The sequence below is a fragment of the Streptomyces sparsogenes subsp. cuspidosporus genome (assembly GCF_039532705.1).
GTDB lineage: Bacteria > Actinomycetota > Actinomycetes > Streptomycetales > Streptomycetaceae > Streptomyces > Streptomyces sparsogenes.
In genome coordinates this window covers 1-583 of sequence record NZ_BAAASD010000157.1, presented here as the reverse complement: position 1 = coordinate 583, position 583 = coordinate 1, and the positions used below count along the sequence as shown (strand labels likewise).

Here is a 583-nt window from a genome sequence, read left to right as displayed (position 1 = left end):
CCGGCTCGGGCGCGCACGCGCCCGAGGACGCGCACGGCGCGGCCCCGGACCCGCGGACCGCCGTGCGCCGGGCCGCCGCCCCCGGCCAGGAGCCGGACGGCGCCCGGCCGCGTCCGGCCTTTCCCACCGGCCAGGCGGGCGGCCCGACGGGCGGTCAAGCCGCGGGCCGGGGCCCGGGCGGCGACCGGGACCGCGGCGAGGACGCCCGCCCGCGCGAGGCGGCCCCCGAGGAGCGGCCCGCCACCGGCCGCCGCCGGGGCCGCGCCCAGGGGGCCGGGCAGCGTGGCGGCGGTACGGCGGGGCGGCGCGCCGGGGCGGGCGCGGACCGCCGGGACCCGGCGGCCGGCGATTCGGGCGGCGAGCCGGTAAGTGAGCATCCGGCGCAGCCGGAGCACGGCACACCGGAGGGCGAGCCTGTGTGGGACGCGGACCGCAACGCCGCCAGGGGCGCGGCACGCCGGCCCGGAGCGCCGGACGGCGATCCCGGCCCCGGCGCCGAGCCCCCGAGGGCGGGGACGGACGGCGCGGGCGGGCGGCACGGGGGCGCGACCCGTGCTGGGGCAGGGGCAGATCCACGGAGATG

The 583-nt window shown here is 85.8% G+C and carries 1 pseudogene; it reads right to left on the bottom strand.

Annotation, left to right across the window (positions count from 1 at the left end):
• A pseudogene (locus ABFY07_RS42840) lies at nt 1–377 on the bottom strand (hypothetical protein); the annotation flags it as partial.
• Nucleotides 378–583 lie beyond the last annotated feature (206 nt).